Annotated in this window: 19 protein-coding genes; 8 read left to right on the top strand and 11 right to left on the bottom strand. The window is 48.0% G+C overall.

Annotated elements, in window-relative coordinates; translation table 11 throughout:
• Positions 1 to 19 precede the first annotated feature (19 nt).
• From rpmB to A37S_RS0106195, 7 genes are all read left to right on the top strand, one after another.
• The gene (gene rpmB, locus A37S_RS0106220; protein ID WP_028296244.1) at positions 20 to 253 is read left to right on the top strand and encodes a 50S ribosomal protein L28; all 234 of its coding nucleotides are present in this window, start codon (positions 20 to 22) and stop codon (positions 251 to 253) included.
• A gap of 89 nt (positions 254 to 342) precedes the next feature.
• Positions 343 to 525 (top strand): 50S ribosomal protein L33, encoded by a 183-nt coding sequence (gene rpmG, locus A37S_RS26575; RefSeq protein WP_002998409.1) that lies wholly within the window; start codon positions 343 to 345, stop codon positions 523 to 525.
• Between the two features lie 47 nt (positions 526 to 572).
• Positions 573 to 752 (top strand): DUF4295 domain-containing protein, encoded by a 180-nt coding sequence (locus tag A37S_RS0106215; protein WP_028296243.1) that lies wholly within the window; start codon positions 573 to 575, stop codon positions 750 to 752.
• 230 nt (positions 753 to 982) lie between these two features.
• Positions 983 to 1,957: a signal recognition particle-docking protein FtsY gene (gene ftsY, locus A37S_RS0106210; protein ID WP_028296242.1), complete on the top strand. Its 975-nt coding sequence runs from the start codon at positions 983 to 985 to the stop codon at positions 1,955 to 1,957.
• A gap of 36 nt (positions 1,958 to 1,993) precedes the next feature.
• Positions 1,994 to 3,325, top strand: coding sequence for a 30S ribosomal protein S12 methylthiotransferase RimO (gene rimO / locus A37S_RS0106205; RefSeq protein WP_028296241.1), 1,332 nt, complete (start codon positions 1,994 to 1,996; stop codon positions 3,323 to 3,325).
• Between the two features lie 70 nt (positions 3,326 to 3,395).
• Positions 3,396 to 4,991 carry a bacillithiol biosynthesis cysteine-adding enzyme BshC gene (gene bshC / locus A37S_RS0106200; RefSeq protein WP_028296240.1) on the top strand — a complete coding sequence of 532 codons (1,596 nt, stop codon included), beginning with the start codon at positions 3,396 to 3,398 and terminating at the stop codon, positions 4,989 to 4,991.
• Between the two features lie 246 nt (positions 4,992 to 5,237).
• Entirely contained in the window at positions 5,238 to 6,488 is a 1,251-nt protein-coding gene (locus A37S_RS0106195; protein ID WP_028296239.1) for an MFS transporter, read from the top strand.
• A gap of 68 nt (positions 6,489 to 6,556) precedes the next feature.
• Here A37S_RS0106195 and A37S_RS0106190 read toward each other — a convergent pair whose 3' ends face one another.
• From A37S_RS0106190 to prpB, 6 genes are all read right to left on the bottom strand, one after another.
• Positions 6,557 to 10,000: a pyruvate carboxylase gene (locus A37S_RS0106190; RefSeq protein WP_028296238.1), complete on the bottom strand. Its 3,444-nt coding sequence runs from the start codon at positions 9,998 to 10,000 to the stop codon at positions 6,557 to 6,559.
• A 44-nt stretch (positions 10,001 to 10,044) separates the two neighbouring features.
• The gene (gene acs / locus A37S_RS0106185; protein WP_028296237.1) at positions 10,045 to 11,967 is read right to left on the bottom strand and encodes an acetate--CoA ligase; all 1,923 of its coding nucleotides are present in this window, start codon (positions 11,965 to 11,967) and stop codon (positions 10,045 to 10,047) included.
• A gap of 61 nt (positions 11,968 to 12,028) precedes the next feature.
• Positions 12,029 to 13,603 (bottom strand): phosphoenolpyruvate carboxykinase (ATP), encoded by a 1,575-nt coding sequence (gene pckA / locus A37S_RS0106180; RefSeq protein WP_028296236.1) that lies wholly within the window; start codon positions 13,601 to 13,603, stop codon positions 12,029 to 12,031.
• A gap of 346 nt (positions 13,604 to 13,949) precedes the next feature.
• A complete protein-coding gene (locus A37S_RS0106175) occupies positions 13,950 to 15,404 on the bottom strand; it encodes a bifunctional 2-methylcitrate dehydratase/aconitate hydratase (RefSeq protein WP_028296235.1) in 1,455 nt (484 codons plus the stop codon).
• A gap of 36 nt (positions 15,405 to 15,440) precedes the next feature.
• Entirely contained in the window at positions 15,441 to 16,589 is a 1,149-nt protein-coding gene (gene prpC, locus A37S_RS0106170; protein ID WP_028296234.1) for a bifunctional 2-methylcitrate synthase/citrate synthase, read from the bottom strand.
• A gap of 45 nt (positions 16,590 to 16,634) precedes the next feature.
• Entirely contained in the window at positions 16,635 to 17,522 is an 888-nt protein-coding gene (gene prpB / locus A37S_RS0106165) for a methylisocitrate lyase (protein ID WP_028296233.1), read from the bottom strand.
• Between the two features lie 165 nt (positions 17,523 to 17,687).
• Between prpB and A37S_RS0106160 the strand changes: the two genes are divergently transcribed.
• Positions 17,688 to 18,584, top strand: a complete 897-nt coding sequence (locus A37S_RS0106160) for a LysR substrate-binding domain-containing protein (protein ID WP_028296232.1) — start codon at positions 17,688 to 17,690, stop codon at positions 18,582 to 18,584.
• Between the two features lie 54 nt (positions 18,585 to 18,638).
• Here A37S_RS0106160 and A37S_RS0106155 read toward each other — a convergent pair whose 3' ends face one another.
• Genes A37S_RS0106155 through A37S_RS0106140 form a run of 5 tightly spaced genes read right to left on the bottom strand, consistent with a single transcriptional unit; the run spans position 18,639 to position 24,884 of the window.
• Positions 18,639 to 20,159 (bottom strand): glycoside hydrolase family 32 protein, encoded by a 1,521-nt coding sequence (locus tag A37S_RS0106155; RefSeq protein WP_028296231.1) that lies wholly within the window; start codon positions 20,157 to 20,159, stop codon positions 18,639 to 18,641.
• A gap of 43 nt (positions 20,160 to 20,202) precedes the next feature.
• Positions 20,203 to 21,732 carry a glycoside hydrolase family 32 protein gene (locus A37S_RS0106150; RefSeq protein ID WP_084163776.1) on the bottom strand — a complete coding sequence of 510 codons (1,530 nt, stop codon included), beginning with the start codon at positions 21,730 to 21,732 and terminating at the stop codon, positions 20,203 to 20,205.
• 20 nt (positions 21,733 to 21,752) lie between these two features.
• The gene (locus A37S_RS0106145; RefSeq protein ID WP_051292773.1) at positions 21,753 to 22,865 is read right to left on the bottom strand and encodes a DUF4960 domain-containing protein; all 1,113 of its coding nucleotides are present in this window, start codon (positions 22,863 to 22,865) and stop codon (positions 21,753 to 21,755) included.
• Positions 22,819 to 23,133, bottom strand: a complete 315-nt coding sequence (locus A37S_RS27715; protein WP_211229731.1) for a hypothetical protein — start codon at positions 23,131 to 23,133, stop codon at positions 22,819 to 22,821. Before A37S_RS27715 ends, A37S_RS0106145 begins: the two co-directional genes overlap by 47 nt.
• A 14-nt stretch (positions 23,134 to 23,147) precedes the next feature.
• The gene (locus tag A37S_RS0106140) at positions 23,148 to 24,884 is read right to left on the bottom strand and encodes a RagB/SusD family nutrient uptake outer membrane protein (protein ID WP_028296228.1); all 1,737 of its coding nucleotides are present in this window, start codon (positions 24,882 to 24,884) and stop codon (positions 23,148 to 23,150) included.
• Positions 24,885 to 24,910 lie beyond the last annotated feature (26 nt).

Below are 24,910 nucleotides of genomic sequence, written 5' to 3'. Positions count from 1 at the left end.
ACAAAACGAATATATAGTCATGTCAAGAATTTGTGATTTAACAGGTAAAACAGTCATTACTGGAAATAACGTTTCGCACTCAAACGCAAAAACCAAACGTAAGTTTTACCCCAACCTGCATACTAAGAGGTTCTTTATCCCGGAAGAAAACCGTTGGATAACATTAAAGGTATCCACTTCGGCTATCAAGACCATTAACAAGAATGGTATTACCGCAGTGATCAATAAGTTTCTAAAAAAGGGTTACGTTTAGTAAATAGGCTTTCTCGTATAGTTTAAGGCTGAATTTATCTCTTAAGACAAAGATACTGCTGTACAGCAGCATTAAAAGACAACATAACAATGGCTAAAAAAGGTAACAGAGTTCAAGTAATTCTAGAATGTACTGAACATAAGGAAAGTGGCTTGCCGGGCATGTCTCGTTACATTACCACTAAGAACAAGAAAAACACAACAGAGCGCTTGGAATTGAAGAAATTCAATCCAGTACTTAGGAAAGTAACTGTTCACAAAGAAATTAAATAATCTGTTTTGCAACAAGCCCCTTGAAAAGGGCATATAAATAAAATAAGATGGCAAAGAAAACCGTAGCGGCGCTTAAGACTGGCAAGGGTAAAGACTATACCAAGGTAATTACTGCTGTAAAATCGCCCAAAACTGGTGCTTATACATTCAAGGAATTGATTGCGCATAACGACCATATCAAAGAAGCTGTAGAAGCTGCTAAAGAAGCCGTTACTGATAATCAGTAAGTGTATTGGTCTTCTTGAAGAAGAGTTTAAGCCGTTCCGTATTCTCGGAGGGGCTTTTTTTATATTTGCTTTGGTGCAATAAGGGTTTGTAATAGTACTTACGACAATTCGAAATGCATCTGCTAGTATATTAAGGCCAATTTATTAGCTTTGTGTTCCTGAGTATGTATCATTTAGGTTGTCATAGACAAACGGCAACAAAAATATTTGACTTAACACGATTTTGTAACATGGGATTATTTGATTTTTTCAAAAAGAAAGAACAAACAGCGGAGACCAAAGAAGCATTAGATAAAAGCCTTGAAAAGACCAAGGATGGTTTTTTTTCCAAGATGGCCAAGGTCATGGTGGGCAAGTCGACGGTAGATGACGAAGTGTTGGATGAACTAGAGGAAATTCTGGTCACATCCGATGTGGGAGTCTCCACCACGCTAAAAATCATAGAACGCATAGAAAACCGTGTAGCCAGAGATAAGTATGTCAATACCTCCGAGTTGAATGACATACTGCGAGAGGAAATTCAGTCGTTGCTGGCGGAAAACAACAGTGAAGATTTCGAACAACTAAACTACAGCCAGCACAAACCCTATGTCATCATGGTGGTGGGCGTAAACGGCGTTGGTAAGACCACCACTATTGGCAAACTAGCCCATAAGCTTAAAGAAGCGGGCAACAAAGTGGTGCTAGGTGCTGCCGATACCTTCAGGGCGGCGGCTGTGGACCAAATAAAACTTTGGGGAGAGCGCGTGGGAGTACGCGTGGTATCGCAAGCTATGGGTTCGGACCCTGCTTCCGTAGCCTTCGATACCGTACAATCTGCTATTGCCAACCGAGAGGACGTAGCGATCATCGATACCGCAGGGCGCCTGCACAACAAGGTAGCGCTGATGAACGAGCTTACCAAGATCAAGAACAGCATGTCCAAACTGGTGCCGGGTGCTCCACACGAAATCTTATTGGTATTGGATGCTTCTACGGGCCAAAACGCCATTGAGCAATGCAAACAGTTTACCCAAGCCACCGATGTCAATGCCTTGGCATTGACCAAACTGGATGGTACGGCCAAAGGCGGCGTGGTGATAGGTATATCCGATCAATTTAAGATTCCCGTAAAATACATCGGAGTGGGCGAAAGCATGGATGCCCTTCAACTATTCAATAAAAAGGCTTTTGTGGAGTCTCTCTTCAAGCAAGATAATGGTTGATAAGCTTTCCAAAGGAGGGAAGTTTAAAATAAAAAGATGAAGACGAAGACAAGTAACATTGAAACACCCAAAAAACCGAGAATCAATGTGGTCACCTTGGGTTGTTCAAAAAATATTCATGACAGTGAGGTTCTCATGGGCCAGCTGCGCGGCAACCACCTGGACGTGGTACATGAAGCTGCACACATAGGGGAAGACGACATCGTGGTCATCAACACCTGTGGCTTTATAGATAATGCCAAGCAGGAATCCATTGACACCATATTGCAATACAGCTCCCTTAAAGACCAGGGAAAGGTAAACAAGGTAATCGTAACCGGATGTCTATCTGAAAGGTATAAGCCAGAATTACAAGCGGAAATACCCAACGTGGATGCCTATTTTGGCACCAATGACCTGCAAGACCTGCTGCAGACCGTAGGTGCCGACTACAAGTACGAGCTTGTGGGGGAAAGAATGCTTACCACGCCGGCACATTTCAGCTATTTCAAAATCGCCGAGGGCTGTAATAGACCCTGCTCCTTTTGTGCTATCCCACTTATGCGTGGCAAGCATGTCTCCAAATCCATGGATGAGCTGGTCAAAGAGGCAAAATTCTTGGCCAAAAACGGCACCAAGGAACTCATATTGATTGCGCAGGACCTCACCTACTATGGTTTGGATATCTATGGCAAACGCAACCTTGCCGACCTATTGCGCCGTCTTTCTGATGTAGACGGCATAGAATGGATCAGGCTTCAATATGCCTATCCATCGGGCTTCCCAATGGATATACTGGACGCCATGAACGAACGCGAAAACATCTGCAATTACCTGGATATGCCCTTACAACATGTCTCGGACGCGATGCTGAAATCCATGCGCCGCGGCATCACCAAGCAGAAGACCATCGATTTGGTTCACGCTATCCGTGATAAGGTGCCCGAAATTGCTCTACGCACTACACTGATTTGCGGCTATCCGGGTGAGACGGAACAAGATTTTCAGGAATTGTACAATTGGGTAGAGGAAACGCGCTTTGACAGGCTTGGATGTTTCACTTATTCCCACGAGGAAAAGACACACGCCTACCAACTGGAAGACAATATTCCAGACAATGTCAAGGAAGAACGCGTAGCTTCCATCATGGAGTTGCAACAGTCCATATCCTACGACATAAACCAAAGCAAGGTTGGCCAAACTTTCAAGGTGATGATAGACCGATTGGAAGACAAGCAATTCATAGGCCGTACGGAATATGACTCTCCCGAAGTAGATAATGAGGTTATATTAGCCGCTGATGAGCAATATGCTTCTATAGGCCGATTTGTAGAAGCCCGGATAAATCGTGCAGAAGATTTTGATCTTTATGGTACTATTGTAAAATAAACAGGTTTGGCACCGCTTTTTATTAACAAGTATTAATTTTGTTCCGTTTGATCTGAAAACAGAAAAATACGTGAAGGCTACTTACATCAATTATAGCGATACCAACAGTTTTTCCAAGACTTTAATAGATTATATAGCGAAAGACAAAAAGCTTAGCCCTTTTTATGGGCATTATCCCGCGCTGGAAAATTTTGGCAAGCAGATAACTGATAGAAAAAAGGTTAAGGTAGACCGCGGGCTGCTGGCAAGTGAGCTGCTGAAACAATATGGACAGACGCTACATGATGGTGAGCTTGTTAAGGCCAACATCGAAAAATTGAAGTCGGAAAATACGTTTACCATCACCACCGGGCATCAGCTCAACATATTCACCGGCCCCCTTTATTTCATTTTCAAAATCGCTTCTACGATCAAACTTTGCCAGGACCTGGCGGCCCAATACCCAGATTGCCATTTTGTACCCGTCTATTGGATGGCCACGGAAGATCACGATTTTCCGGAAATAAACCATACAACATTATTGAATGAAAACATAAAATGGGACACTAACCCCGTATCGGCCACTGGACGTATGAATACGGCTTCCATGGCCAGGACCGTACGGAAATACCAGCGTATGCTGGGGGTATCGCCCAATGCCGATAAGCTGGCTTATTTGACCGAAAAGGCTTATTTGGAACATAAATGCCTGTCGGACGCCACCAGGTACCTGGTCCATGGGCTCTTCAAGGAGTTTGGTCTCGTCATCGTCGATGCGGACCGTAAAGTGTTTAAGGATACTTTCAAGGACATCATGAAAAAAGACATCCTAGAACAGCATTCCTTTGAAGAAATTGCCAAAACGACAAAGCAATTGGAAAAATTGGGCTACGAACCGCAAGTCCATGCCCGCGAGATCAATTTCTTCTACCTGACTGATGAATATAGAGAGCGTATCATCAAGGACGGCGAAAAAGATGAATACCAAGTGCTGAACACCGATATCACTTTCTCTGCGTCGGCATTGCAAGAGGAAATTGACCAACACCCAGAAAGATTCAGCCCCAATGTGGTGATGCGCCCCTTGTACCAAGAGGTGCTCCTTCCAAACCTCTGTTATATTGGTGGCGGTGCTGAGGTTGCCTATTGGCTACAGCTAAAGTCGAATTTCCAACACTACGGCATTCCCTTTCCTATGCTACTGCCCAGAAACTCGGCCGTTATATCCAACGAGAACCTAGACTACAAAGTGTTTAAGCTCAACCTGTCATTCAAGAGCATTTTCAAAAACACCGACGAGCTTAAGAAAGAATACGTTCGCATACATTCCAAAAACCGGCTCAACCTACTTGATGAGTGGAACGACCTGAATGACATATTTGAGCGTATTAAGGATCGGATAGGAAAGATAGACGCCACCCTGAAACCTAGTACGGAGGCCATTAAGACAAACCTTCACCGTGCCATCCAAAACCTGGAAAAGAAAATGGTGAAGGCGGATAAACAAAATTTCGATAATGCTATTCATCAAATTGACCATATAAAAGAAGCTCTTTTCCCGAACGGTGTACTGCAAGAAAGAAACCAGAACTTTGGTCTCCTATATGTAAAGTACGGCGATCAGCTAATCCGTGAATTGATACATGTCTTTCGCCCGCTGGACATGAAGTTCACCATTTTGTATTAGTTAGCAAAAAAATTATATTTGCTTCCTAAACATGTTTCATCCATGAAGCCAATTAGTAATATCATAGACATGCACTACAGGGGCTGGGTCTAAGCGCCAAAGGACTTCCCTCTTTTTGGCATTTTATTTTTTCGGGATTTCATTCCGAAAACCGTATTTATTCATAGATTTTTTATTTCAACATTTTTTTCCATTACGTTATCATTAACACAGGATGGGGAAAAACACAAATACCTTTTTATTACCATGCAAAATACGTGGAAAAAAACCTTCGCCATTATCTGGGGTGGACAATTTATATCATTGCTTAGCAGCTCGGCGGTCAATTTTGCCGTCATTATATGGTTAAGCCTGGAGACGGAATCGGCAGAAGTGCTAGCGGCGGCCGCTATCGCCGGTTTGCTACCACAAGCACTACTGGGGCCATTGGCGGGAGTTTATATCGACCGCTGGGACCGCAAGAAGACCATGATGCTGGCCGATGGATTCATAGCGCTATGCACCCTGGCCATGTCTATCACATTTTACATGGGGCAATTCCAATTGTGGTTTATCTACCTGCTGCTTGGATTACGCTCTGTCGGTTCGGCATTCCATATGCCGGCGATGCAGGCCTCTATTCCACTGCTGGCCCCCGAGTCCGAATTGCTTCGCATTGCAGGCATCAACCAATCCATCCAGTCGGTATCCAATATTGCGGGGCCCGCGCTGGGCGCACTGCTTATCGGTTTGTTCGAAATTGGCTATGTATTGCTGGCGGATGTCATTGGAGCCATTGTAGCCATTAGCACGCTGCTGTTTGTCAAGATCCCAAGGCCGGAACCCAACAAGTCACTATCCAACGGCGTACGTCAGGTCATACAAGACCTCGCCATCGGCATCCAGGCTATATCCAAGAAAAGGGGCTTGTCCTACCTCTTCTTGTTCTCCATATTGGCCACTTTCTGCATCATGCCGGTGGCCGTGCTTTTCCCCTTGCTCACGCTGCAGCATTTTGAAGGTGGCACCTTTCATATGAGCGTTATTGAAATCATATGGGGAGTAGGGATGCTAATAGGTGGCGCCTTTTTGGGTGTCTTTAAACCCAACATCAGCAAAGTCGTGCTCATCAATAGCATGCATCTACTGCTGGGTGCTACCCTGGCCATATCGGGCGTATTACCTTCCTGGGCTTTTGTCATCTTTGTTGGACTCACGGCCATAGGTGGTATGGCAGCATCCATTTACAATGCCAGCTTTACCACCATTCTTCAAGAAGAGATAGACCCATCCATGTTGGGCAGGGTGTTTTCTATGTTCTTCAGCATAGCCATCTTACCGTCCATCATCGGATTGCTGAGCACTGGCTTTTTGGCAGACCATATTGGCATTGCCCGTACTTTCGTAATACTTGGAAGTGCTATAAGTGTCATTGGCCTTATATCGTTTTTGGTTCCAGATCTGATGAAACTGGGTAGCAAAGACACAAAGGACAATACGGATACTTCCCATATATAACATTAAGAGAAGTCCAGCATGAAATCAGCCCCGATAGAACAAGTATCGGGGTTCTTTCGAACCTATGCTCAACGCAAAACCAGCACTAAATCATTGACATTGACCAAGGTGCCTTCCGATAGCACTACCGCATCGATGACCGCATCTTCCATGGCCGTGATAGTCGTTTCCATCTTCATGGCCTCTATGACAAACAAGGGCTGGTTCTTCTTCACCTCTTGTCCTGCCTTGACGGATATCTTGGAAATCATGCCACGTAAGGGAACCGCTATTTCCTTGGGATTGCCGGCATCGGCCTTTCTGTTCTCTACTACCGTCACCTTGATGCTCTTGTCCAGCACCTCCAGCGGGCGGGTCTGCCCGTTCAGCTTGAAGAACAATGTCCGCGTGCCCTTTTCCTCATTGGTGGGTCCATAGCCCGAGAACTGTACCAACAAGGTCTTTCCCGTGGCGATCTTGATGGAGGCGTCTTCTCCCGGCTGCATGCCATAGAGGAACAACGGCGTGGGCAGCACGGAGACATCGCCATATAGATTCTTGTGTTCTAGGTAATCCTTGAACACCTTGGGATAGAATTTATAGGAAAGGAAATCCAAGAGCGTCAGCTCCTTGCCATACTCGTCCTGGAAATCGGCCAATTCCCTATCGAAATCGACCGGTTCGAGATGTTGGTTGGGCCTGTCCGTAAAAGGCTGTTCATCGCGCAGGATGATCTTTTGCAAATCCTCCGGAAATCCACCTACCGGCTGTCCGATCTTTCCTAGAAAAAAGTCTTTCACCGATTCCGGAAAATTGAGGGTATCGCCTTTGGAGTAAATATCTTCCGGGTCCAATTTATTGGACACCATGAATTGCGCCATGTCGCCCACCACCTTGGAGCTGGGGGTTACCTTGATAATGTCGCCAAACATCCGGTTCACGCGGGTGTACATTTTTGTCACCTCGTAGAACTGCGTGCCCAATCCCAGCGCATCGGCCTGCCGCTTGAGGTTGGAAAACTGGCCGCCCGGTATTTCGTCCTCGAATACCTGCGCCCGACTTCCCTTGAAATCGGCCTCGAAAGAATAATAATATTTACGTACGGACTCCCAATAATCGGAATAGTCGTTCAGCGAAGCGATATTGATGGGGTTTTCGCGCGGATGAAAGCGCATCATCTCGGCCACGGAGTTCAGGCTGGGTTGCGATGTCTGCCCAGAGACGGACCCCAATGCACAGTCCACGATGTCCACCCCCACATTGATGGCCTCCAGGTAAGTGGCGCATTGCAGCGACGAGGTATCGTGCGTATGCAAATGGATAGGTAGCTTCACCGTCTCTTTCAGTGCCGAGACCAGCAACTTGGCAGCTGCCGGCTTCAACAGGCCGGCCATATCCTTGATCCCCAACATGTGCGCTCCGGCATCTTCCAGCTCCTTGGCCAGTTTCAGGTAGTACTCCAAGGTATACTTGGTACGTTTGGGATCTACGATATCGCCCGTATAGCAGATGGTCCCCTCGGCAATACCATTAGTACGCTTGCGCACCATCTCGATGCAGGGGGCCATGTTCTTCATCCAGTTGAGCGAATCGAAGATACGGAACACGTCTATCCCACTTTCCCAGCTTTTCTCCACAAACGTTTCGATCAGGTTATCGGGATAGGCCGCATAGCCCAAACCATTGGTACCCCGTATGAGCATCTGTAGCAGGATGTTCGGGATGGCCTTGCGAAAGTCAATCAGCCGTTGCCAGGGGTCTTCCTTGAGAAAACGCATGCATACATCGAAGGTAGCTCCGCCCCATACCTCCATACTGAAGAGGCTGGGAAAATCCTTGGCAAAGCCCTCGGCCACGTTCAGCATGTCGTAGGTACGTACACGCGTAGCCAATATGGACTGATGGGCATCACGAAAGGTTGTATCGGTATAGAATACCTTGTTCTCCTGGCGGATCCACTCGCTGAAACGCTCGGGTCCCATGCTGTCCAGCAACTGTTTGCTACCTTCAGGAAAATGCTCTCCTTTGGAAAAAGGAGGTACAATGGGTTTCTCAAACCGGATGCTGGGCTTTTTGTCGCTCACCTCGGGATTACCGTTGACGATGACATCCGCAATGTACTTCATCAGCTTGGTGGCACGGTCCTGCATGGGACTGAAGCTGAACAGTTCTGGATGCTCGGCAATGAAACCCACATTGGTATCGCCCGACTGAAAAATAGGATGACCAATGAGGTTTTCCAAGAAAAGAATATTGTTTTTCACGCCACGGATACGCATTTCTTTCAATGCCCGCATCATCTTAGCCGATGCATCGGCCAGCGTGGTGCCATGTGCACATACCTTCACCAACATGGAATCGAAAAACGGGCTGATCTTCATGCCCACATAGGTACTGCCCTCATCCAGTCGTATACCGAAGCCACCGGCATTGCGATAGGTTACCAAGGTGCCATAGTCGGGCTTGAAATCGTTCTGGGGGTCTTCCGTGGTGATGCGGCACTGTATGGCCACGCCCGTCTTGGGAATGGCCTGCTGGTCGCCCAGCCCTATTTCCGGAGAAGACAAAGGGTAGTCCTGCGCAATATACAGCTGCGTACGGATCAGGTCGACGCCCGTGATCAATTCGGTCACGGTATGCTCTACCTGAATGCGTGTATTGACCTCTATGAAGTAAATGTTTTCCTCGGCATCCACGAGAAACTCCACGGTACCGACATTGTTGTAGTCCACCTCGGCAGCAATGTCCAACGCATATTGATAGAGCTTTTGCAGGGTCTCGTCCTTCAACGTGACGGATGGGGCAAACTCCACCACTTTCTGAAATCGCCTTTGCACGGAGCAGTCCCGCTCATAGAGATGCACCAGGTGGCCGTGCTTATCGCCCACTATCTGTACCTCGATATGCTTGGGATTTTCCACATATTTTTCGATGAATACGGTATCATTGCCAAAGGCGTTCTTGGCCTCGCTACGGGCTTCGCGGAAAGCCTTTTTTAGGTCCTCGTCATTGCGCACCACGCGCATGCCACGGCCACCTCCGCCGGCGGCGGCCTTGATCATCAAGGGATAGCCTATCCGATTTGCCTCTTCCAACGCGATCTCTTCGCTGGTCAACGCCTTTATGTTGCTTTCGATGATGGGAATCTTTGCAGCTATGGCTGCCTCCTTGGCCGAGACCTTATCGCCCAATGCGCGCATGGCCTGGGCAGATGGCCCTATGAACAGTAGACCGGCCTCGGTGACCTGCTGTGCAAAGTCGGCATTTTCCGAAAGAAATCCGTAGCCGGGATGAATGGCATTGGAGCCACTTTCCTGCGCTATCCGAATGATCTCCTCGATGTTCAGGTAGGGTTTCAGCGGATCATTGTCGTCCCCTATCTGATAAGCTTCGTCTGCCTTGTAGCGATGCAGGGAGAACCGATCTTCATACGTATAAATGGCCACCGTAGCTATGCCGAGCTCCGTAGCTGCGCGCGCTATGCGAATGGCGATTTCACCTCTATTGGCGATGAGCAATTTCTTGATTTCCATATATAGATAATTTTGTATGAACGCATTACAATCCGCATTAAATTTCAAAGCCTACCTTGCACGATGGTGTCGATGATCTCGGTATCCTGCAGCGTACTTATATCTCCAAAGTTCTCCAGGTCATTTTCGGCTATCTTTCGCAAGATACGCCTGACGATCTTCCCGCTGCGTGTCTTGGGAAGTGCAGGCACAAACTGGATTTTCTCCGGCTTGGCTATCGCTCCGATAATCCTACTGACCGTAGCGGCAATATTCTGCCGTACCTCTTTTTCGTCTATCTGATGGCCCGACTTGAAAATGACATAGGCATATATTCCTTGCCCTTTCAGGGCATGTGGATAACCTACCACGGCACTTTCTACCACTCCATTGTGCATGTTGATGGCATTTTCCAATTCTGCCGTACCGATACGGTGGCCACTTACATTGAGCACATCGTCTACGCGCCCCGTCAGTTTGTAATTTCCGGCCTCGTCCCTGCTGGCCCCGTCACCGGTAAAGTAATAGCCCGGGAAAGTCGTAAAGTAGGCCTGCTTAAAGCGCTCGTGATCGCCAAAGGTAGTCCTGATGATGGACGGCCATGGAAAGCGGATGCACAGATTGCCCGATGCCACCTGTTCGTTGATTTCCTTGCCTTCGGAATCCACCAGTACCGGCTGCACTCCGGGCAATGGCAAGGTCGCCCATCCGGGCACGCCCGGGGTCACCCCTGCCAGGCTGGATATCATCGGAGCGGCCGTTTCCGTTTGCCACCAGGAATCGACCACCGGCGCTTTGCCCTTACCTATTTTCTGGTGGTACCAGTGCCATGCCTCGTCGTTCAGCGGCTCCCCCGCACTTCCAAGTACTTTCAAGGAAGAGGTGTCGTGCTTGTCTACCGGTTCATCGCCATAGCTCATCAGGCTGCGGACGACCGTAGGGGCCGTATAGAGCGAGTTGACGTGAAAGCGTTCGACAATCTTCCATAGGCTGGACGCATCCGGATATACCGGTATGCCCTCATAAATAATGGTAGTGCCACCGGCCAGCAAAGGACCATACACCACAAAGCTATGCCCTGTAATCCAGCCGATATCGGCGGTGGCAAAATGGACATCGCGGGGATCGAACTGCAGTACATTGACAAAGGCATAGGCCGTGTACACCATATAGCCGGCCGTGGCATGCACCACCCCTTTGGGCTTGCCCGTAGAGCCCGATGTGTATAGGGTAAAAAGCGGATCTTCGGCATCCATGTCTTCTGCAGCACAGTTTTCCATACCCAGAGATTCTACCTCCGCAATCTCGTCCTCCCACCATACATCGCGTCCCTTGATCATGGAGACCGGGGTATGGGTGCGCGTACGCACGATCACCCGTTCCACTTCCGGACAGGTAATCACGGCATCATCTATGATGTCTTTTAGAGGAACAATCTTGGCGCCATGATAGGAGCCATCACAGGTGATGACGTGCCGCGCCTGGCAGTCGTGTATACGCTCGGCAATGCTCTTGGCAGAAAAGCCGCCAAAGACAACGGAATGAACGGCCCCGATACGGGCACAGGCCAACATGGCAATGGCCAGTTCGGGGATCATGCCCATGTAAACACATACGGAATCGCCTTTTTTCACGCCATTGTTCTTCAGCACGTTGGCAAACTGGCATACTTTCTTGAACAGCACGTTGTAGGTCAATATCCGACAGCGATCATCGGGATTGTTGGGCACCCAGACAATGGCATTCTTATTGCCGTTGACGGGCAAATGCCTGTCTAGGCAATTCTCCGTGATGTTGAGTTTAGCCCCCTTAAACCATTCAATATGAAGATCGTCCTCCGCAAAGCTCCAGTCCAGCACTTTGTCCCACTTTCGATGCCACTGAAAATGGGTAGCGACATCACTCCAAAAGTTTTCGGGATGCGTGACACTCTTTTTATAAAGCTCCCGATAGGCCTCTAATGACTTAATTTGATAAGCATAAAACATAGTTGGTTAGTTTTAAGGTACATAAAATTAGGTGTCTTTACTATCATCATTTTCGTGTCCTTCAGCTTTTGGGGCCAGCGGCCAATATCTCCGGTGATACTTCCGATGCGTAGCAATCGAAATTCGTCCTGAACTTCTGAACCAGTTTCAGCGCCGTTTGTTCATAAAGTCGCTTATCTCCCCAAGTATTTATGGGATTTAAAAGTTCGCTGGGCACATCGGGCACGGAGTGGGGTACCTGCACACCGAATACCGCATGTGGTTCATAGACCGCATCGTCCATCTTTCCGTCCAGTACCGCATTGATCATCGCTCGGGTATAGGATAGTTTGATACGACTTCCTACGCCATAACTCCCCCCTGTCCAACCGGTATTGACCATCCAGACGTTCACTTTATATTTCTCGATTTTCTCTCCCAGCATCTTAGCATAAAAGCCTGGGTGCAAAGGCAGAAAAGGCGCACCAAAACAAGCGCTAAAGGTCACCTGTGGCTCTGTTATACCTTCTTCGGTACCCGCAATCTTGGCCGTATAGCCGCTGATGAAATAATACATGGCCTGCTCGGGACTGAGCCTGCTCAGCGGTGGGAATACCCCATAGGCATCACAGGTGAGAAAGAAAATATTTTGCGGCAGCCCTGCTATGGACGGAATAAGCGCATTTTCTATATAGGATAAGGGATAGCTTACGCGGGTGTTTTCCGTGATGGAAATATCCGAAAAATCCACCTGCTTCGTCCCGGGACAGAAAACAACATTTTCCACCAGTGCCCCATGCCTAATGGCTCCATATATTTCCGGTTCGCTCTCTTGGGTCAAGTTAATAGCCTTGGCATAACAGCCACCCTCGAAATTGAACACCTCCTCATTCGACCAGCCATGTTCATCATCGCCCACCAACCGACGGTGGGGATCGGCACTCAAGGTGGTTTTGCCCGTACCACTCAGTCCAAAGAAAATGGCCGTGTCTCCTTGCTCTCCCACATTGGCGCTGCAGTGCATGCTCAGCACATTCTTCTCATAAGGCAACAGAAAATTGAGGACATAAAACACGCCTTTCTTTATCTCTCCCGTGTAGCCCGTACCACCTATCAGTATAGTTTTGTGCTGAAACGAAATCACCGCAAAATTTTCCTGTCTGGTTCCATGCTTTTCGACCGTAGCCTTAAAACTGGGGGCTTGGATAATAAGCCAATCCGGTTCGAATGTTTCCAGTTCGCTTACTGTAGGGGCAATGAACATATTGGCGACAAAAAGATTGCACCACGGTGTCTCATTGATAACCCTTACACCTTGCCGAAAGGCAGGGCTAGCACAGGCATATACATCGCGCACCCATACCTCCTTTTGGTTGTTCAAAAAAGCGAGCAAATCCGTTTTTAGGGCATGAAAATAACGCTCTTCTATGGGTTTGTTGTACGCATTCCAATCGACGGTGTCGACAGTGATTTCATCTTTGACCACAAACTTATCGTTGGGACTTCTTCCAGTAAATGCACCTGTACAAACTACTAATGCTCCAGTGTCACTTAACGTTCCTTGACCCAATGCCAGGGTTTGGCTTGTCAATCTATCCGCATCCAGGTTGTAATGAATGATGGGATTGGTTAATAAATTGGGCAATTGCTTTTTCATTAACTTAGGGGTATTATGGTTAAAAAAAATAAAATAGCTAGCGATACCGATAGTGATGTACCATCGAAAAAATATTGCTAGTGTTTAAAACTGAATAATTGCGATAAAAAATAAAATCACGTATCGTATAGGGGCATTGGCAAAACATGCATAATTAGGATGCCCTTATACGATAACGCTTATTAAGTTAGTCTCTTTCGTATTAATGTAACCTGCTCTAATATATTCTGATGGCCGAAAAAATCTTATTTTTCATCATAGCCAGTTAATTCCTTCTATACTTTTATTTCTTCACTCTATTACCGCGCGGCTCTAGTCATGCTAGGGCGCGCAGCACAGAGGTCCCCTATAATACCAATAGATCCACGAATTCGTGCACGGGAGTGTCCACTAGCTTATCATAATCCAGCGACAGCTCCAGAATGGTTTCCTTTTGCTTTTGAGCAAACAGCAGTCCGAGATTGGATTTATATTTATCGATCAACAGCGGAATACCTTCTTCACGGCGGCGTTTGTGCCCGATGGGATATTCCACAACCACCTCGGGAAGTGAAGAATCGTCGTTGAATATGACGGTGAGCGCATTGGCAATGGAACGCTTCTCGGGATCGTGATAATCTGTCGTAAACTGAGGATCTTCTTCCACCACCATTTTATCGCGCAGGGCGTCGATCCTCGGATCAGATGCGATCTTATCTTCATAATCCTCGGCCGTCAAGCGACCAAAAATGAGTGGTACGGCGATCATGTATTGCAGGCAGTGATCCCTGTCTGCCGGGTTGTAGAGCGGTCCCGTCTTGGAAATAATCCTAATGGCCGCTTCGTGGGAACGTATCTTGATGGTCTTAATGTCTTCCACGGTCTTGCCTGCTTCCTGCAACTGCTTATGGATAGTCATGGCCGCCTCGGCAGCTGTCTGTGCGTGGAACTCGGCCGGGAACGATATCTTGAACAGCACATTTTCCATGATATAAGAACCATAAGCCCGCTGGAACTGGAAGCTTTTTCCCTTGAAAGAGACATCATAGAAGCCCCATACGGGTGCTGTCAATACAGAAGGGTAGCCCATCTCGCCCTTTTGGGCCATCAGGGCCAATTTCACCGCCCTGGAAGTAGCATCGCCGGCAGCCCAAGACTTGCGACTGCCCGTATTGGGTGCGTGGCGGTAGGTACGTAAGGACTGTCCGTCTACAAAGGCCAATGATACGGCATTGATGAGTTCATCGCGACTTAAGCCAAGAATTTTACCTACTACTGCCGTAGAAGCGATTTTCACTAAGATAACGTGGTCCAATCCGACCTTGTTGAACGAATTTTCCAAAGCAATGCATCCCTGTATCTCATGTGCCTTGATCATGCCTTCCAACACGGTCTTGACAGTCAGAGGCTCTTTTCCCTCGGCAATTGCCTTGCGGGAGAGCCAGTCGGCCACGGCCAATATGCCTCCGAGGTTATCCGACGGATGTCCCCATTCTGCTGCCAGGAACGTATCGTTAAAATCCAGCCAGCGGATGATGGTACCTATATTGAATGCACCCAGCACGGGATCCAACTGATAGGAAGTACCGGGCACCTTGGTGCCATGGGGCACGACGGTACCTGGCACTACCGGGCCCAACAGTTTGGTACAGGCAGGGAAACGCAAGGCATTGAAGCCGCAGCCAAGGGTATCCAACAGGTCATAATGGGCGGTAGACCACGCCAAATCGCTGGTGATTTCATAATTTAAGGCATAATCGACGATATCAATCAAGACTTGATCGGCATCGGGACGGATATTGTTGCTGATAGCTGAAGACATAAATGTATATTGTTGTTTTTTATGGTTTTAAAAATGTTAACGTTGGTCAATTGGAACAAAGTCCAGGTTATCCGGGCCGATGTAATTGGCGCTCGGGCGTATGATCTTCCCGTCTATGCGTTGTTCGATGACATGCGCGCTCCATCCGGTAATGCGAGACATGATAAACAATGGCGTAAAAAAGTAGGTAGGTATACCCATCAGGTGATAGGAAACCGCCGAGAACCAGTCCAGATTGGGGAACATCTTCTTTTCCCGTTGCATCACGGATTCCAACCTTTCGGCTATGTCGTAAAGCAGCGTATCGCCCACGCTATCTGACAGGCGCTTGGCCACTTGCTTGATGATCTCGTTCCGGGGATCCGAAATGGTATAGACGGGATGGCCAAAGCCAATGACCACCTCCTTACGCTGCAAACGCGCTATAATATCTTCCTCGGCCTCCTCAGGCGAAGCATAGCGACTCTGAATTTCAAAAGCCACCTCGTTTGCGCCGCCATGCTTGGGTCCGCGCAAGGCACCAATGGCACCGGTAATGCAGGAATAGAAGTCGGAGCCGGTACCGGCTATCACCCTAGCTGTAAAGGTGGAGGCATTGAACTCGTGTTCGGCATAGAGTACAAGAGAGATCTGCATGGCCTCTTCCCAAAGTTTGGAAGGCTTCTGTCCATGTAACAAATGGAGGATATGTGCTCCGATGCTGTCATCGTCAGTCTCGGTCTCTATCTTTCGTCCATTGTGCGTGAAATGGTACCAATAGAGCAAGGCCGATGGGTAAGAGGCCAACAGATGGTCCGCTATGTTCCTGGCATCGGGTTTATTGTGGTCATCCTTTTCCGGGTATAAGGTACCTAAAACGGAGGTATAGGTTCGCAACACATCCATGGGATGCGCTGCTGCGGGTATCTCTTCCAATACTTTCTTGGCAATCTGTGGTAATCCCCTCAATGCCTTCAGCTTGGTTTTATACGCCCTTAATTGCGCGTGGGTAGGTAGTTTTTCGTGTATGAGCAGGTAGGCTACTTCCTCAAAGCTGGCCTTTTCGGCCAAATCGTGTATATCATAGCCTCGGTAATGTAGGTCGTTTCCACTTTTCCCTACGGTGCATAAGGCGGTGCTACCAGCTGCCACACCAGAAAGGGCTACCGATTTTTTAGGTTTTGGAGTTTGAATAGTTTGTTCCATGGTTAGTCGTTTTTTTATTCAGAAAGCATCTAATGGCTGCTGCTATTACTGTTTGGCAGCAAAAAGTTCATCCAGCTTTGTTTCATAATCATAATAGCCTATGCTCTCATAAAGTTCTTGGCGAGTCTGCATTGTGTCAATTACGTTTTTCTGCGTTCCTTCTTTTCGCAAATGCTCGAATACGTTCAATGCCGCCTTATTAGCGGCCCTAAATGCCGACAGGGGATAAAGAACCAAATCGACCGCTGCCTCCCTAAGTTCGTCCGTTGTCCACAAAGGGGTCATTCCGAACTCGGTGATATTGGCCAGTACGGGTAGTCCTGTTGCTTCCTTGAATTTGAGATAATAGGGCAGGTCATGCACAGCTTCGGCAAATATGAAATCGGCCCCTGCCTCGGCATAGGCCGCGGCCCTGTCCAATGCGGCTTCCAAACCTTCGCCGGCCAAGGCATCCGTGCGTGCACCAATTACAAAGGTTTCATCGGTACGGGCATCCACGGCAGACCGAATGCGGTCCACCATTTCTTCCTTACTGACAAGTTCTTTGTTTGGCCTGTGGCCGCAGCGTTTGGCTCCTGCCTGATCCTCAATATGCAAGGCGGCGGCACCAGCCGTTATCAGCGATTTCACCGTACGTGCTACGTTGAATGAAGATGGTCCAAATCCCGTGTCTACATCTACCAGCAGGGGCGTATCACATATATAAGTAATACGCGACACATCGGTGAGCACGTCATCCAATGTGGTAATACCTAGGTCCGGAATACCCAAGGAACCCGCAGCAACACCACCACCCGATAGATAAATGGCCTTAAAACCGGCCTGTGTGGCCAAGAGTGCATGGTTGGCATTAATAGTTCCCACTATTTGAAGTGGCTTTTCCTGTAATATGGCTTCCCTGAATCGGGCACCGGGTGAAAGTGTCTTTGTCATAATTGGTAAATTTGTTACTGTCTCATTCCCAGAGACTAAGAAGGATCTAAAATGGATCAAGCACCCATTGGATTATTCCTTTGCTACAAATGTATGGTATTTTAGTAAATTTGCTTAATGAATTATTCTTACTGTTGTTATTGATAAAACCGATATAGACCAGGTATGGAACTCCGACAATTGACTTATTTTGTAGCTGCGGCAGAAAAGATGAACTTTACCGAAGCGGCCAAATCTTGTTTTATCACGCAATCTACCCTATCCCAACAAATCAAGCTTATGGAAGACGAGATGGGTGTTCCTTTATTCAATCGGATAGGTAAGCGCATAGAAAACCTGACTGAAGCAGGTGCCATATTGCTGCGCTATGCACAACGTATTCTACAGCAGGCTGATGAGGCCAAAATGGCCTTGAACGAACTTCAACAATTGGCTACCGGGGAGTTGCGCATTGGAGTGACCTATGCGCTCTCTCACGCACTTATCAAAGCGCTGGCTTCGTTTACAGCCCGTTACCCCAAAATACATACTTATATGGAATATGGTACCTCGGCCGTACTAGAGCAGAAGTTGCGCGCCTCCCAGCTCGACCTTATTCTCACCTTTCATATCGAGAGCGACGATGATGAGCTGATCAAACAATTTCTACTGACATCGAGGTTGATGATGGCGGTATCCGACCAAAACGCCCTTGCAGGCCGCAAGGAGGTGAGCATCGAAGAACTTGCGGAACAGGAAATGGTGTTACCTGGAAATGAATTCAGGACGCGAAGGTTCATCGACAAGCTGTTCAAGCAAAAAGGACTGAAGCCTCGGATACGCATGGAACTGAACGATGTACGATCTACCCTGGAGCTGGTAGTCTCCAGCAATTGGGCCACCATTGTGACCGAGCAGTCCTTAGCGAGAAATTGGCCACACCTAATGGGCATCCCCATAAAGGGCGAAGATGGCAAGGTGATCATACAGCACGCCTACGTCATCTGGCAAAAAGAAATATACCAGAAAAAGGCAGCCCGTATACTCATTGAGGAATTGATAAAGCAGGCGAAGGAGACATAAAAAAGGCCTTTGGCATAGTTACCAAAGGCCTTTTTCTTCAACGGTTATACACCATCACAGAATACTATTTATCCCCTGATACTTCAAGTTTTTTAGGGTCAATTGTTCCGGGGCAGCTATGCGCAAGCCATCTAACACTTCACTGGGGAAGAATAAGTTGGACAGTACGGAAAGGCCTCCATCTGCAAATAGCTCTACGGAATTGACATCGACCAAAAGACGTAAGGATAGCTTGCCCTTGGCAATGCGAGGTGCCGTTGCCTTCAACACGAAGTTGTCCTTAAAATCGGTATTGCCCGATTTGCTGCGATCTACGTAATAATTATTATCCTTGGCATCGTAGCCTATCACCACCTCTTCCTGCTTACTATTAACCAAATGAATCGTGAAATCCTTTGCTGCATCCAGCTCAAATTCAAGGCTGTACTGCCCTTTGAAACGCTTCACCTTGTCGGTAAGGTCGTAGGCATCCGTTACCGTTACTTCTGCCTCTTCGCCCGCCTCTCCGTAAATGGTCTCCAATTCTTTCACCGGCTCCGATACGACGAACAGTTGTCCATCCACATCCTTCAGCTTCAAATCGCGTGCGATGGTAGCCCCGCCCCTCCAGGTAGTCGCCGGTATTTCGTTGGCATATTCCCAGTTGTTCATCCATCCAATAAAGATTTTTCTATCGCCCGTATTGAAGAACGTGACACCGGCATAGTCCTCCGGCCCGTAATCGATCCAACGGGTGTCGGTATGGTCGGACTTGAAGTGCGTGCCATCAAACTGGCCAATGAAATATTGCGTGGCCGAGCCTGTGTTGGGGCCTCCGGGATTGATGCTGACAAGCAGCACCCATTTTTTCCCTTTGTCGCTATCCAGCTCGATCAAATCCGGGCATTCCCAAACGCCGCCGTGTGCACCGATCCCTTCGCCAAACTCGCTGAGCCTATTCCATTCTTTCAAATTGGGAGATGCATAGAAGGTAACGCTTTGCTTGGTAGCCAGTGTCATGACCCATTGCTTGGACGCCTCGTGCCACATCACCTTGGGATCGCGAAAGTCCCAGATACCCGGGTTGGGCAGTACAGGATTGCCTTCATATTTTGTCCATGTCTTTCCCTCGTCTGTGCTATAAGCCAAACTTTGGTATTGGTGCAAGCCGGTCCTTTCTTTCTCTATGGCGTCATTATGATGTGTGAAAATGGCTACGATGGCATTTTCGCCAAAACCAGCCGTATTGTCCTTATCTACTACGGCACTACCGGAAAAGATAGTACCCAAGCTATCGGGGAACAGGGCGATGGGCTGCTCTTCCCAGTGTACCAGATCGGTACTCGTGGCGTGCCCCCAATGCATGGGCCCCCAAACGGTGCTATCGGGGTTATGCTGGAAAAAGAAATGATAAGTTCCGTTTAGGTAAACCATGCCATTCGGATCGTTCATCCATCCACTTTTGGGCGAAAAGTGGTATTGGGGTCTATATTGCTCCCGCTCGTCCATAATCTCTTCCTTTTTGTTCTGTTGATTGCCACAAGAAGCCATTATGGCCACCGCTATACAGTAAAATGCAATGCTTACTTTCTTCATTATATGTCGTATTTGTAAAATGGCTTTAATATATACCACCGTGCTATTCGGCCTTAAATGTACTGAAATTCGTGAGTGAAACCTGCCCCCCATGCGCCGTCAGTCTCCAATTTTTATGCTGTAGCCCATAGCTTCTGTTGGTCAGTGCTACTTGATCGTTCACATAAACGACTACGATAGATCCATCCACTACCAAGGTAATATCATAGCTATCGTCACCGGAAAAATCAAATGGTACACGTGTCACCTCATTGCCTAGATTATACCCGGCAATTCTATTATTGTTTTTCTCGAACCGAATTTCATAGGTGCTACCCGTAGATTCACCTGTGCCAAAGAACAAGGAAAGGGACTCTGCACTACCCAGCGAAAGGGTGGCCGTTATGCGATTGGTCCCGCCCAATTCATTCAACGTGGCCGATGCGGCATCAGCCAATACCAATCCGTTATTACTTTCATTCACAGTTCCCTCCTTATTCACCACGCTCCATTCAGAGGCCGTATTGATCTTTGAGCTAAAAGCTTCAGGGATCCTCACGGCCAGCTCTCCATTTGATAAAGCATAAATCTCATGCGTAATCAAGTTTCCTGCCCAGGTTCTGGCACCGTTGTCGTTTTCTGGATTGCGTCTATGCGCCCAAGCAAAGGCATAGCGATTACTGCCGTCGGATGCCGTTTTACCTGCATAGAACTGGTGCCCATCAAGCATGTCCCTACCACTTTCCGGCTTCAGCCACGGCCCTCTTGTTGAAGTGGCAACACGGTAGTGCGTGCCTGGCGTACCTGTCCAGTCCTCACCAAAAAGCAGGTAATACTTGTCTCCGACCTTGAATATATCGGCACATTCCAACATGAGGTAATCATGATCAGGGATGGTTAAGGGCCCATCCAGCTTCCAATCGTTATTGCCCGGGTTGTCGGAGGTATAAAGCAACAATACCCCCCTACCGTTCTGCTGTGTACTCACCAACATCCAGTACTCTCCAAATTCTTCATTGTAAAATACATAGGGATCCCTAAAGTCATTCCGGGCATAGCCCGATGGTGCTTTTAGGATAAAGTCGGTTTGCTTTGTCCAATTGACCATATCACTACTGGTGGCATACATGACGGCTTCGCGGTTATTGGGAGATACCCAGCCAGTATTGTTGTTCTGTAGCCAGCTGGCGCTACCATTGTGTCCTGTATAGTAAAAGTAATACGTATCCCCTACCTGTATCATGGATCCCGTCCCAATCAAGTGATCTTGCGTATTGGCGGTACCATATGGGATTACCTCTCCGTCATCCGTTACATCCACCAAGTTGTCGGTAGAGAGTTTGAATATGGGATGCTGTCCCGTACTACTCTGTTTCTCCACGTCGGTGGCATCGTTCAGGTAGAAAATTTCAAAGCGCCCGTTTATGTAATAGGGCATCACGTCGCCTACCCAACCTTTTGTAGGCTCGTGGTATAGGAGAAAACGCTCCCTTTCCTCGGGTTGCCAAGTAATGGTATCATTATCTTTGCTACAGGCACTCAATCCCATCATGATGGCCCCTGCCAATAACATTTCTTTTAAATACATCATCATTTCTCTAGATTACGCTTGTACTAATCGTTTTTAATATAGTCGATGGCATTCTTCGTCAGTCGCTGTATATTGCCAATATAAGCATTGTCACTACCGCCGTTCCTTGGCTCGGAATACCAGTCATAGGCCCCGAAAGTAATGACCACCACGTTGCCCTGCAGACCTGCACTAGGCCACTCGGCAATACCTACACGACCATCGAGGTAATCGTCCCACGCTTCGGAAGCCAAGTTGATGCCACCGGTCTGTTCGCGCCAGGTGGCCGCATTGCCATATCCGCCCCACTCGGGCAGGAACCACCAGGCGGTATGATTCTTTCTAAAGGTTCCCTTGCTCAGCAGATTGGCTTTGCCGGTATCGTATGTTTCTATGCCTTGGAATATCGGATGGCTTTCCCTACCACGGAATGAAATACCCCAATCGTCATTATACTCAATGAAACCGCCATCGCCAAAATCGCCAAACACATTGTTCGGGCCTTTACCTGCTGGCACTACGCCTAGAGTCTCCAGATAGAGAGCCGCATAGGTAGTAAGCAACAATCCGCCACCTTGTGCACGATAGGCCTTCAAGGCATTGACCACGGTGGCATTGGTTGCAGCGGCTGGCAGGTCTTGCGATGCATCGTGATGCCACCAGATGACCTTGTAATTGCTCAGCCTACGTCCTGCCCCAATGCTTTGGAAGGAGATGTAATCGGATTCCGGATAATTGGCAAAGAACCAATCGGCAGCGGCCTTTTCGTCGTCATCGGCAATGGCATCCCTGCTGGCAGCCGTACCGAGGAATGCATACTCATATATGGAATTGCTGATGACCGTAACGGTATATTCCACACTGGATGAAGCAGCGGTAAAAGTGTAGGTTACGGGCTCGGTAAAGTCTTGCACCGCACCACTGGCTGGACTCACGGATATACCATTTTGCACTTCTACCTGCGGTGAAAGGGCGCTTAGGTCCATGCCGTCCGGCAGTAACAGGGAAACGCTCTTATTACCGTGGTCGATGTTCCCCTCAACGCCTTCAATGGCAAATGAGTTCAGGGGAGGAACAATCCTGACAATGACCTCATAGTCCTTATATAGATTACCATTGGTAATGCGGTAGGCTACGGTGCCGGTAAAATTGAGCACAGTACCGGCAGCTGGATCGCTCTGGGCTCCGCAGGGTAAACGCTGGCGCCAAAGTGGTGATATCGGTCCCAAAAGGGACATCAATAGTTATTTCACCGGTATTTTGATTGATGTCGCCTTCGATGCCATCAATGGCGAATGCATTTAGTTGTACTTCTGCGTTCAGATTGAAAGAAGAATTTTCCTCTTTCGAGCAGGAAGTCCCAAAGAGCACGCATAGCAACAGTAGCAATAAACTGTTATTACGAAATAGATGGATTGTCCTCATAATTGTTTATAATTTTAATAGCCTGGATTTTGAACGTATCGATTTTCGCTCCAAAAGATCTGATTTTGCGGTATGGGCAAGAATTCATCCCTTCCCTTGGTGAAATTGGCACCTTGATAAATACTCCTTGTACCTCTCTCTGCGTTAAAGAAGGCATTGAGCGTTTGATCGGCAATGCCCCAACGCATCAGATCAAAGAAACGTTCGCCCTCCAATGCCAGCTCCAGCCTGCGTTCAAACCGCATTGCCTTGCGTGCATTTTCCTGATTCCATACGATGTTTTCTCCGGGCACGTACTGGTCAATGGCATAGTTGGACGTTGGTTGTCCGTTTGCTTGTACCAGTCTCTCGGTACTCGCCGCTGCCCTGCTGCGCACTTCATTGATGAGTGGCAATGCTTCGTCCTGCCTTCCCAGCTCAATCAGGGCTTCGGCCTTAAACAAGAGCACGTTGGCATAGCGCATCATAATCCTTGCCTTGGTATTGCCAAAGAAAGGAGCAATATTTATAAAGCAATCGCAATCTGGCGATACGTTTTCTTTCATGGAGTTATAGGTGCCATATATGGCTGTTGCCCTGCTCCATGAGGTAGTTACCACGCGATTTGGCTCATATTTCCATGGGGCGCCCGGCCTCGAAACCGTATGGTCTATACGTGGATCTACGGTGTGGATGGCAAAGTCTACGTTTTGCTGGTTGTAATTGTCCAACAAGGGGATTCCATTTGCGTTGGTACGAAAGGCATTGACCAAGGTTTGCGATGGCTTTTGGAAATCGCAACAGCCAATGCCTTGCGGTACGGTAAGGATATCGCCAAAGTTAACGCGGCCGCGGGTATCGCCACCGCCACTGCTGGTAACACCGTCATTGGCAGAATACTGCACGGAAATAAGTGCCTCCATGCCATTCTCATATGATCCGGGCAAGAAATTATTGGCAAAGTCGGGCTGCAGGCTATAGCCAGAGGCGACCACCTGATCGGCAGCAGCCACCACTTGTTCCAGCCGAGTAGGATTGATGTTGCTTACCGCGTGGGAAGCACTCTGCTCGTAAGCCTGGAAAAGCCTGGTTTTGGCAAGAAATGCATAAGCTGCTATACGGTTTGCCCTACCGACCTGTGGTTGCGTGGCGGGCAAGACCTCCACTGCATATTCAAAATCGGCAGCGATTTTCTCCAGAATCTCATCCCGGGTAAATTCGTTGTTCAGCACCAGCTTGTAGTCGTCTACGGCGACATGTTCATCTATATAAGGGATATTCTTAAACAGGTTTTCCAGCATGAGGTACCAATAGCCACGCAAAAAACGCAGTTCGCCCTTACGTACTGCCACCAAAGGATATTCATCCTCGGTAAATTTGTCGAGGATTCTAAGTCCTTCATTGCACCTTCTTATACCTACATATATATTGTACCACATGACATCGTAATTCCATTGGTCGGGACGCGAGGTAGTGAATGTTTCCATAAAATGGAATACATCCCCGTCATTGATGCCGCCACCACCTTTGTAGGCATCGTCTGCCCGCACATTACCGTACTGATACATGCTAAAAGAGCGGTTCATTTCGTCATTTCCCAACTGGGAATAAGCGGCAATCACGAAACCTTCTGCCTGCTCTGGATTGGACACCTGATCTTCATTGAGGGCGCCCCTTGGCCCTACATCGAGCACATTGCTACAGCTACTGACCATAGCCATAGCCCATATCATCAGTATAATTTTATATCTATTTTCAACTATCTTTTTCATTGCCTATATCGTTTTATTGCACATTG

It is taken from the genome of Olivibacter sitiensis DSM 17696 (assembly GCF_000427965.1).
GTDB lineage: Bacteria > Bacteroidota > Bacteroidia > Sphingobacteriales > Sphingobacteriaceae > Olivibacter > Olivibacter sitiensis.
Note: the sequence above shows the minus strand (reverse complement) of the source record. Positions and strands in the feature narration are given on the sequence as shown.

Coding starts and splice junctions, on each gene's coding strand:
- rpmB (WP_028296244.1), top strand. CDS start 20: ATGTCAAGAATTTGTGATTTAACAGGTAAAACAGTCATTACTGGAAAT.
- rpmG (WP_002998409.1), top strand. CDS start 343: ATGGCTAAAAAAGGTAACAGAGTTCAAGTAATTCTAGAATGTACTGAA.
- A37S_RS0106215 (WP_028296243.1), top strand. CDS start 573: ATGGCAAAGAAAACCGTAGCGGCGCTTAAGACTGGCAAGGGTAAAGAC.
- ftsY (WP_028296242.1), top strand. CDS start 983: ATGGGATTATTTGATTTTTTCAAAAAGAAAGAACAAACAGCGGAGACC.
- rimO (WP_028296241.1), top strand. CDS start 1,994: ATGAAGACGAAGACAAGTAACATTGAAACACCCAAAAAACCGAGAATC.
- A37S_RS0106195 (WP_028296239.1), top strand. CDS start 5,238: ATGCAAAATACGTGGAAAAAAACCTTCGCCATTATCTGGGGTGGACAA.
- A37S_RS0106190 (WP_028296238.1), bottom strand. CDS start 10,000: ATGGAAATCAAGAAATTGCTCATCGCCAATAGAGGTGAAATCGCCATT.
- acs (WP_028296237.1), bottom strand. CDS start 11,967: ATGTTTTATGCTTATCAAATTAAGTCATTAGAGGCCTATCGGGAGCTT.
- pckA (WP_028296236.1), bottom strand. CDS start 13,603: ATGAAAAAGCAATTGCCCAATTTATTAACCAATCCCATCATTCATTAC.
- A37S_RS0106175 (WP_028296235.1), bottom strand. CDS start 15,404: ATGTCTTCAGCTATCAGCAACAATATCCGTCCCGATGCCGATCAAGTC.
- prpC (WP_028296234.1), bottom strand. CDS start 16,589: ATGGAACAAACTATTCAAACTCCAAAACCTAAAAAATCGGTAGCCCTT.
- prpB (WP_028296233.1), bottom strand. CDS start 17,522: ATGACAAAGACACTTTCACCCGGTGCCCGATTCAGGGAAGCCATATTA.
- A37S_RS0106160 (WP_028296232.1), top strand. CDS start 17,688: ATGGAACTCCGACAATTGACTTATTTTGTAGCTGCGGCAGAAAAGATG.
- A37S_RS0106155 (WP_028296231.1), bottom strand. CDS start 20,159: ATGAAGAAAGTAAGCATTGCATTTTACTGTATAGCGGTGGCCATAATG.
- A37S_RS0106150 (WP_084163776.1), bottom strand. CDS start 21,732: ATGATGATGTATTTAAAAGAAATGTTATTGGCAGGGGCCATCATGATG.
- A37S_RS27715 (WP_211229731.1), bottom strand. CDS start 23,133: ATGAGGACAATCCATCTATTTCGTAATAACAGTTTATTGCTACTGTTG.
- A37S_RS0106140 (WP_028296228.1), bottom strand. CDS start 24,884: ATGAAAAAGATAGTTGAAAATAGATATAAAATTATACTGATGATATGG.